The following is a 9,421-nucleotide window of genomic DNA, read 5'->3' on the forward strand; positions in this document are numbered from 1 at the left end:
TGTCCTTTACCTGGTGGAGATGCAAAGACTGTAGTTTACAAGGTAACAGGGGATTTAAATAATCTTTCATGTAAAATTAAAAAAGTGATAAAATAATTTTTCTAAAATATTCTTATCAAATTTCTACTTTTTATAAAATTCTTAGCTAACATTTGGTTTAATTAATCATTAACCTTATCTGGTTACATTTAATTAGTTATTCAAAATATCAGTGTTAATCTATACTTATATAATCTCTTTTAAAAATTAAATATAGCAATAAAGCCATTTTCAAATAGCAACACTTTAGGAAAAATGTTATTATTATGTTCCATGATTTTTTATATTTTCATGTGTTCTAATGAATTCAAATACTAAGATTATTTTTGTGACTGGTGGAGTTGTATCTTCACTTGGTAAAGGCGTTACAGCAGCATCTTTAGCAACCCTTTTGGAAAGTCGTGGTTTAAATGTAACCATGATGAAGCTTGATCCTTATATTAATGTAGATCCAGGTACAATGAGCCCGCTTCAGCATGGCGAAGTTTTTGTTACAGAAGATGGTGCTGAGACAGATCTAGATCTTGGCCATTATGAGCGCTTTATTCGTAATAAGATGACTCAGGCAAATAACTTTACAACTGGTAAAGTTTATCAGAGCGTTCTAAAAAGAGAGCGCAAAGGAGATTATCTTGGTGCAACAATTCAAGTTATTCCACATATTACAGATGAGATAAAAAGACGTATATGTATGGGTATAGCAGACGATGTAGATGTTGCTATTGTTGAGATAGGTGGAACAGTAGGTGATATCGAGTCCCAACCTTTTTTAGAAGCTATTAGGCAGCTAAGAATTGAGCTTGGTAGGAATAGGACTTTGTTCGTCCATTTGACACTTTTACCATATATACGAGTAGCAGGTGAGTTAAAAACAAAACCAACGCAGCACTCTGTTAAAGAGCTAAGAGGTATTGGTATACAAGCAGATGTCTTGGTTTGTAGGTGTGAGCAGAAGTTTGATGAAAGTGAAAAGCGTAAGATAGCTCTTTTTACAAATGTTGATCAAGATTGTATATTTACGGCTGAAGATGTTGAAACTATTTATGAAGTACCTCTTAAATATAATCAACAAGGATTTGATGCTAAATTAGTTGAGCTTTTAAATTTAAATACTAATGAGGCTGACTTGTCTGAGTGGCAAGAAGTTGTTGAAACTATTAGAAATGTTAAAGGTCAAGTGACTATTGCTATGGTTGGTAAATATGTATCTTTGACTGAAGCCTATAAGTCTTTAAATGAAGCACTATATAATGCCGGCTATAAAAAAGGTGTTAAAGTAAAAATCAAATTCGTTGATTCAGAGAATATTACAGATGAAAATGTATCTTCATATTTTGAAAATGTTGATGCTATTTTGGTGCCGGGAGGATTTGGTAGCAGAGGCGCTGAAGGTAAGATAATATCAATAAAATACGCTAGAGAAAATAATATTCCTTTCTTAGGGATTTGTTTGGGTATGCAATTAGCAGTTGTCGAGTATGCTAGAAATATCTTAGGATTAAAAGATGCTCATTCAAGTGAGCTAGATCCTGCTACAACTAATCCAGTGATAGGCTTAATAACAGAGTGGCAAGCTGAAGATGGAACTATTCATCAAAGAACTCATGACTCAGACTTAGGTGGTACAATGCGTTTAGGTGGTTATAAGTGTGTTCTAAAAAAAGGTTCTCATGCTAGAGAGATATATGATGCTGATGCAGTCATTGAAAGACATCGCCATAGATATGAAGTAAATAATAATTATGTTGAGAAGCTTGAGCAGGCAGGACTGATTTTTTCCGGTAGATCAGAAGATGATAACTTGATGGAGCTTATAGAAATACCTGAGCATAAATGGTTTATAGCATGTCAAGCGCATCCAGAGTTTACATCAACACCTAGATATGGCCATAAATTATTTGAGTCATATATACAAGCAGCTATCGAAAATTCTAATAATTGATAGTGAGTTTTGATATTTCATGAATAAAAATGCTATAATTTGATTTAATATACTATTGGAGAATTACTAAATGAGTAAACAAAGAACTTTATCTATAATTAAACCAGATGCTGTTGCAAAAAATGTAATAGGAGAAATCTATAGCCGTTTTGAAAAAGCAGGCTTAAAAATAATAGCATCTAAAATGAAGCAACTATCTAGAGCAGAAGCTGAAGGTTTCTATGCTGTACATAAAGATAGACCTTTCTTTAGTGCATTAGTAGAGTTTATGATTTCAGGTCCAGTAATGATTCAAGTTTTAGAAGGTGAAAATGCAATAGCTAAAAATCGTGAGCTAATGGGAGCTACTAACCCTAAAGAAGCTAACGCTGGTACAATTAGAGCTGATTTTGCAGATAGTATTGATGCTAATGCTGTTCATGGTTCTGATGCAGAAGATACAGCTGCTCAGGAAGTTAAGTATTTCTTTAGTGATATTGAAATTTTTGGCTAAAAAATCGCATCTAGTCTTAATTTTTTGGAGGAGATAAGAGAATGAGTTGGTTAACAAGAGTAATAAGCAGAAGTTTAGGTACAAATGCGCAGAAAAAAGACATGCCATCTGGTATATGGAGTCAGTGTCCAAGCTGTGGAGTAACACTATATTCAGAAGAGTTACATAATAATAAGTCAGTTTGTCCACATTGTAATTACCACTATAGAATATCAGCAAGACATAGACTAAATATTTTCTTTGATAGAGATAGTGCAACTGAGCATTTTGCTAATATAGCTCCAGTTGATATGCTTAAGTTTAAAGATACAAAAACTTATAAAGATAGACTTTCTCAAGCTCAGAAGAAAACAGAAGAGCAAGATGCTTTAGTTGTTATGGATGGAACTGTAAAAGGATTCCCTGTGGTTGCAGCAGCATTTAACTTTATGTTCCTTGGTGGGTCTATGGGTTCAGTGGTTGGTGAGAAATTTGTTAGAGGTGTTAAGCTTGCTATGGAGAAAAAGGTACCATTTATTTGCTTTACAGCAAGTGGTGGGGCTAGAATGCAAGAGTCTTTATTTTCACTTATGCAGATGTCAAAAACAAGTGCAGCATTACAAAAGTTAGCAGAAGCTAAGCTACCATATTTAGTAGTTTTGACAGACCCTACTACTGGAGGTGTTTCAGCATCTTTAGCAATGTTGGGAGATGTTCATCTTGCTGAACCAAAAGCATTAATAGGTTTTGCAGGACCTAGAGTTATTGAGCAAACTGTCAGAGAGAAGTTACCTGAAGGATTCCAAAGAAGTGAGTTTTTGGTAGAAAAAGGTATGGTTGATATGATTGTAGATCGTAGAAACTTAAGAAGCGAAGTTTCTAACTTAATAGATAAGTTAATGCCAAATCTTACAAAAATAAACCATTCTCAAGCTTTAGAACACAAAAAAGAACAACAAGCATAATTTATCAAAGAAAATGAGTGTCGAAGTAAAAATAGCTAAAATTATGGCTAATAGTGATGCTCAGGTCTGTAACTCTCAAGATCTATTATTTATCCTTGATAGATTCAATTTTAAGAAAAAATTTGAAATTATTACTATTGCTGGAACTAATGGCAAAGGTACTACAGTAGCTATGCTAGAAGAGTTGCTAACGACAAACAATAAAATAGTTTTAAGTAATATATCTCCTCATGTATTTAAATTTAATGAAAGAATTTCTTTAAATAAAGAACCTATATGTGACAGTATTTTGTTGGAATTACTTGAGCGTTTAGAAGAGTTAACATTTGACTATAAGTTGTCTTACTATCAAATAGCATTTTTATGTACATGTATGTATTCTCAGAGAATAGATATAGATTATTTAATTTTAGAAGTTGGTATTGGTGGGCGTCTTGATGCGGCTAATATAATGGATCCAGATATAACAGCCATAACAAATATTGATTTTGATCATTGTGAGATTTTAGGGGATACTTTAGAAAAGATCGGTCTTGAAAAAGTTGCAATATCAAGAAAAAATATTCCCTTATTTCTGGGATCTAAAATGCCAGAAAGTGTCTATAATTATGCTAAATCAGCAGGGGCTATTATTTATGAGGATGAGTATGAATATAGTTATAAAGAATGTTTTGTACATAGTTATAATATTGCTATGGGCATAGCTGAGTATCTTTTTAATAAGATGCAGATTAGCTATATTCCAAGATTAGATCACATAAGGGCAAATGCAAGATTTATGCAACTTAAAAATGACAAGTATAAAAACAGCTATGTCATTGTTGATGTTGCTCACAATCCTGCTTCTGTTAGTCACCTTTTTAAACTACTAGAGAGTAGGTTTAGTTTTCAAAAGGTAAAGTATGAAGCTATATTTGGTATTTTAGCAAGTAAGGATATATCTGAAATTTTATCTATTGCTAAAAAATATGTTTATAAGTGGGAAGTTATCGATCTTAAACACTTAGATTCAAGAGCTTTAGATATAGAGAAAATTAAGCAAGAATTTAGACAACAGCATATACTAAGAGTTGATTATAATAAGGACTTAAGTAGTGTTTATTTATCAAAGAAAGATACTGTTACAGTGGTTTTTGGATCATTTGTTTTAGCTGGGGAATTTATAAAAGAATATGAAAAGCATAACAGTTAATAATGAAGAGCAAATGTTTGAGTTTGCTAAGGACTATGCTAAAACTTTAACTCCCGGGATAGTCATATTCTTATATGGAGATCTTGGTGCTGGTAAGACAACTTTTGTTAAAGGCATTCTTAAATCACTGGGTTATAAAGGAAATGTTAAAAGTCCAACCTATACTTTGGTTGAAGAATATCAGTTTACAGATTTTAATATTTATCATTTTGATTTGTATAGGTTAGCAGATCCCGAAGAACTAGAGTGGATAGGGGTTCGAGATTATTTTAATAAAAATAGTATATGCTTTGTTGAGTGGCCGGAAAAAGCAAAAGGTTTTTTACCAGAAAAAGTATCTAAAATTTTCATAAAATATATATCTAATGGTAGGTTAATAGAATTTTGCTAGATAATCAGCGTAAAAACTGTGTTAAAAATGTAATATGTTGATATTATATTATTCATAATATTTATAGAAAACCTATTTGAAATTGCGGGAGAAAAAATGAAGGCCAGGTTAATAGTTGCTTTTTTATCGATACTATTTTTTAGCTCATCATATGCGACTTTAGAGCAATGCTATAAAAGTGGAATTGATGGAGACTATGGAAAAGTTTTAGAATCTTGTAAACCGTATACTAAAACTGATGCAAGAGCGACAGGATTATTAGCAGAAGCATATATCCAGCTTGATGAAAATGATCAAGATGCTTTAAATGATGCATTATGGGCTATTGATTTCTATAAGAAAAATGGTGTACCTGCACATGATAAAAAATCATATGCTTATTTACTATATCTAGTCGGTGAACTATATTATTTTGGCTCTAATGATATTAAAGTTGACCAGCAGAAGGGCCTTGAGTATATAATTGAAGCTGCTAAACAAGGTTATGCAATTGCTCAAAATCAGTTAGGAAACTTTTATGTAAGAGCAGGTAGTATCCCAGCACCAAACTTTGCAAAAGCATATAAATGGTACAAACTTGCAATAGCAAATGGAAGTGTAGAGGCACGTAGTGCATTTTTGATAAATAATGAACAAAGCTTCATTGAAAGATATCCTTATTGTATATCTCAAGGTAAGGCTTTTATTGGAGATGCTTTTTTTATAGGTGAAGGTGATTTACCTAAAGATGTAAATGAGGCTCTTAAATGGTATAAAAAAGCTTATGCTATAGATCATATATCTCCAGTTGAGGTCGGTTTAGCAAATGCATACATCGCTAAAGGTGATAAGAAATCTGCTAAGAAATATGCTGGCGAAGCCATCGAGCAACCATATGCTCCAGCTTTTGTTATAGCAGCACAGTTATCAGATAATAATGTAGATAAATATGCTTACTTATCTGAGGCAGTATTTTTATTTAAAAGTCCAGCTCTTGATTTTTGGAATAAGTATAATGCCTATTGCCGTCCTAATCTTTCTAATAGTGGCTTGAAAGCAGCAGAGAGTGAGTTGGCAAAAATACAATTATCTCAAGAAGAACTAGATCAGGCAAAAGCAAAAACAAAAGTTTTTGCAGAAAATTGGAAAATAAAGCCAACAGAAAACAATTCATTATAGGTATATATCTATAATAAGATGAAGAAGTTTTTCTCTAATAGTTTAATAGTTTCTTTCTTTTTACTTTTTTCAAAAATTTTAGGTTTTGTCAGAGATTTATTACTTGCAAGTTTTTTTGGAAGTAGTTCTGGATTGCAGGCTTTTCTTATAGCTTTTAGATTTCCTGAGTTTATACGTAAAGTTACTTCATCTGGAGCTCTAACGCAGATAGTTAATCCTTATTTAAATGGAGCAATAAATTCTAGAGATAAGAAGTTTATTGTAACTATATTATATTTCTTGGCAATGCTTATGTTGATTGTGACATTGTTAGCTATTTTATTTAGTGGTTTTTGGACAGATATATATGCTTATGGATTTATAGATAAAAATAGCTCTTATAAACTTGTAGAAAATATGTTTGTTATTATGATACCGTATATACTTTTTAATAGTATTATGGGTTTAATAGCAGCCATACTAAATAGTTATAGCCGCTATTTGATATCATCTCTTCTGCCAATAATCTTAAATATAATAATGATAGTTGGAGTGATTATTTCACCGACTTTCAATGTAGCTATTTATAGTGTTGCTTATAGTGTTTTGATAGCTGGGATAATACAAGTAATAGTGGGGTTTTATGCATTACATAAGCTTGTTGGGAATCTAAAGATTAATAAAGATGTTTTTTTATTAAAAGATAATCGATCAAGAATATTTTTAAAAAAATTTCCTGGAGCGTTTTTTGGTACCGCAATATTGCAAATAAATGGACTAATTGAGACTTTTTTTGCTTCATTTTTGATATCTGGAAGTTTAGCATGGCTATATTATGCAGATAGGGTTAATCAATTTTTATATGGTGTTTTTGGTACGGCAATAGCAGTTGTAGTGATTCCATATTTAGCAAGCTATAAAAGTAATAAAGATAGGTTCATCAAAATTTTAGCATGGGTTATGAAGCTAATTTTATTAATAACAATTCCTGCTATTATAGGGTTATTTATATTAGCTAAGCCCATTGTTATTACATTGTTTTATTATGGACATTTTAATATTAGAGATGTTGATTTTACATATTTAGCAATGTTGGGATATTTACTTTCATTATTTTGTTTTGTGGTAGTTAGAGTTGTTGTGTCAGCACTATATACACAAAATAAGACTTCAGAAGTGTTTTATGTAAGTTTATTTTGCCTAATGTTAAGTATTATACTAGATATTCTAGTTGTATATTTTTGTGCGAATGATGAATATGCATTTATGTATTTAGCTTTTGTTAACTCAAGTGTCGCTTTAATTAATTTATTTATTCAACTTTTAGTTTTATCTGATTTTAATACAAAAATATTTGTAACAACATATTTGCCCTTTAATGTTCTATTTAGAGTATTTGTGGCATCATTGTTTATGGTTTTTGTATTAAATCTGTTTAATTTAAATGATAGCTACTGGATTGCATTATCAATGTTTGGTAGGCTCAAAAATATATGTTTAATAATATCTTCTGGATTTTTGACATATATAAGTGTAATTATTGTTTTAGGAACACTAAAATTATTAAAAGTAACAGATTTATAAAAATTGATTTCTTATTAGTTTATACTATTAGAGAGATAGTTATTTAGGGTTAATATGTACGACTTCAAAAAAATAAATAATCTTCGAGGTATAGAAAGAGAGACTTTGCGTATTAAGCTAAGTGGTGAATTGGCTCTTTCCCCTCATCCACAAAATCTTGGGCATAAACTTACTAATGAAAGTATAACGGTTGATTTTTCTGAGAATTTGCTTGAGCTAATTACCTCTCCTCACTCTAGTGTTGATAATGTCTTTTATGAGCTAGAGTGTCTGGGGGCATTTACATTACAAAATATGCAAGATGATGAAATAACGCTAAATACAAGTATGCCATTATCAGTTAATGAAGGAGATATTCAAGAAGCTGACTTTGGTAAGTCTAATTCTGGAAAGATGAAGCAAATTTATCGTAAAGGATTATCTGCTAGATATGGTAAAGTTATGCAGATTATTGCGGGTATTCATTATAATTTTTCATTCGATAAAGAGTTAATAAATGCGAAAGCGAGTGAAAGTAATATTACTTCCTCAGATATTTATTTTGGTGTTATAAATAATTATTTTGAGTTTATGTGGTTGTTACCTTACTTATTTGGGTCTAGTCCAATATGTGCTAAAACATCAGTTAAAAATAAGCCTAATTATTTGGTAGATCTAGATGATGAGTTTTATGTTGGCAAATACTCTACCAGTCTTAGAATGAGTGACCTTGGTTATACAAGTCCGGCACAAAAAGATCTAGCGATATCGTACAATGATGTTAATTCTTATGTAAGTGATCTGATACAAGCTACAGATGAAGTATTTGATCAATATAAAAATATAGGCTTATATAATTCTAATGGGGAAAGAATCCAGCTAAATGAAAGTATTCTACAGATAGAAAATGAATATTATAGTGCGATTAGACCAAAGCAAGTAGCCAAGAGATGTGAAAGACCAGCTTGTGCTTTATCTAATAGAGGAGTTCAATATATAGAGGTTAGAGTTTTAGATGTTGATCCATTTGCAACAAATGGTATAAGCAAAACCACAGCTCTTTTTATAGAAGCAATGCTTATGACTTGCTTAGAAGAAAAAGCTAGAAAATATAATAAGGACTCTATAAAACGAGCTAAACAGAATTTAACAGCAGTTGCAGTAGAGGGGCGTAATCCTGAGCTTAAGCTTTATAAGCTTGATAGTAAGGATGAGATATTATTAAAAGAATATGCATTAGAGTTATTCGATAAAATAGAAAATACAGCAAAAAAAATGCCTCAAGAGTATTTGGATGCAGTTCAGACTGAGAAACAGAAAGTATTGGATATATCTAAGACCCCATCTGCGATAATCGTTAATACTGCAAAGCAGAAAGGGTATAAAAACTTTGCTTTAGAAGTTTCTAAAAATGTATCTGAAGAGTTTAGAAAAATTAAGATTTCTAAAGAGGTAGAGCTTAAGCTAAAAGAGCAAGTCATTAAATCTATTGCTGCAGAGAAAGAGCTTGTAGTAAATGATAAAATTTCCCTAGATGAGTATATTAATAGATATTATGAATCATCTAAAAACTACTGTAATTAGATAAGTTATAGCGTATTAAAAATTTCAGAATAATAATTAAATCAGGAGTTATAGTTAGCTATAAAGACTGTTGAATTAATATCCCAAATTGTTAGATATATTTTGTAAAATACAGATGTTACAGATATTAGTATTT

General features: G+C 31.1%; 8 protein-coding genes. All 8 read left to right on the forward strand.

The features are described from left to right. Positions 1–340: 340 nt before the first annotated feature. The 8 genes from R8535_RS10220 (at position 341) to gshA (ending at position 9,285) form a co-directional block, all read left to right on the forward strand. Complete coding sequence (locus tag R8535_RS10220; RefSeq protein WP_329498974.1) at positions 341–1,981, forward strand: CTP synthase; 1,641 nt, start codon at positions 341–343, stop codon at positions 1,979–1,981. Between the two features lie 70 nt (positions 1,982–2,051). Then, entirely contained in the window at positions 2,052–2,474 is a 423-nt protein-coding gene (ndk, locus tag R8535_RS10225) for a nucleoside-diphosphate kinase (RefSeq protein ID WP_329498972.1), read from the forward strand. A 41-nt stretch (positions 2,475–2,515) separates the two neighbouring features. After that, positions 2,516–3,418, forward strand: a complete 903-nt coding sequence (gene accD / locus R8535_RS10230; protein WP_329498971.1) for an acetyl-CoA carboxylase, carboxyltransferase subunit beta — start codon at positions 2,516–2,518, stop codon at positions 3,416–3,418. A 13-nt stretch (positions 3,419–3,431) separates the two neighbouring features. Beyond that, entirely contained in the window at positions 3,432–4,610 is a 1,179-nt protein-coding gene (locus tag R8535_RS10235; RefSeq protein WP_329498970.1) for a bifunctional folylpolyglutamate synthase/dihydrofolate synthase, read from the forward strand. Beyond that, on the forward strand, positions 4,591–5,001 hold the full coding sequence (gene tsaE / locus R8535_RS10240) for a tRNA (adenosine(37)-N6)-threonylcarbamoyltransferase complex ATPase subunit type 1 TsaE (RefSeq protein ID WP_329498969.1): 411 nt from the start codon (positions 4,591–4,593) through the stop codon (positions 4,999–5,001). Before R8535_RS10235 ends, tsaE begins: the two co-directional genes overlap by 20 nt. A gap of 96 nt (positions 5,002–5,097) precedes the next feature. Further along, entirely contained in the window at positions 5,098–6,159 is a 1,062-nt protein-coding gene (locus tag R8535_RS10245; protein ID WP_329498968.1) for a tetratricopeptide repeat protein, read from the forward strand. 18 nt (positions 6,160–6,177) lie between these two features. Beyond that, positions 6,178–7,722 carry a murein biosynthesis integral membrane protein MurJ gene (gene murJ, locus R8535_RS10250; protein ID WP_329498967.1) on the forward strand — a complete coding sequence of 515 codons (1,545 nt, stop codon included), beginning with the start codon at positions 6,178–6,180 and terminating at the stop codon, positions 7,720–7,722. A gap of 54 nt (positions 7,723–7,776) precedes the next feature. Beyond that, positions 7,777–9,285 carry a glutamate--cysteine ligase gene (gene gshA, locus R8535_RS10255; RefSeq protein ID WP_329498966.1) on the forward strand — a complete coding sequence of 503 codons (1,509 nt, stop codon included), beginning with the start codon at positions 7,777–7,779 and terminating at the stop codon, positions 9,283–9,285. Positions 9,286–9,421: the final 136 nt, after the last annotated feature.

The organism is Francisella sp. 19S2-4 (genome assembly GCF_036281795.1).
Lineage (GTDB): Bacteria > Pseudomonadota > Gammaproteobacteria > Francisellales > Francisellaceae > Francisella.